Here is a 609-nt window from a genome sequence, read left to right as displayed (position 1 = left end):
GCGGATCCCATGCTCGAGATGGTCGCCATTTGCGATAATCCGATACACTGTCATGATCAGCACAAGGGCCGTGATGACCCCAAGATAAGCGCGCACTTGGCTGTCACGATAAAGCGGTTCTGCCGTGCCCGCCAAAAGCTGCACAAACCGCACAAAGGGCAGGCTTGCCAAAATCATGAACACCGCCGCGACATATTCAAGCGGTCCTTGATAAACCCCAAAAGAGGCATCCGTGTTCGAAAACCCACCCGTGGACAGCGTGGTAAAGGCGTGTAAGATCGCGTTGTAAAAGGTCATGCCTAAGGCCCAATAAGCCAGAAAGCACAGGAAGGTGAGCGCCACATAGATCACCGAAATACGCGCCGCAATTTCAGTTGCTCGGGGCAAGATTTTTCCCATTGTTTCAAATGCCTCGGAGCGGAAGATTTGCATCCCCCCCACCCGCAATTCGGGCAAAAACACCATCGCGACAACGATGATACCTACCCCGCCAAACCATTGGATCATCGCCCGCCAAAGGTTCAGCCCGTGGGGCAAATATTCCAAGCCTGTGAAAACTGTTGAGCCTGTTGTCGTCAGCCCTGACATCGCCTCAAACACTGCATCAAC

1 protein-coding gene is annotated in these 609 nt (G+C 53.4%); it reads right to left on the bottom strand.

Translation table 11 applies throughout. The features are described 5' to 3' along the window. On the bottom strand, nt 1-609 hold a 609-nt coding region (locus tag ACR0B3_RS24465), incomplete at both ends, for a TrkH family potassium uptake protein (RefSeq protein WP_480811306.1).

Source organism: Ruegeria sp. CE9, assembly GCF_056537425.1.
The sequence above is the reverse complement of the archived record's forward strand: the minus strand, read 5'-3'. Positions and strand labels throughout refer to the sequence as shown.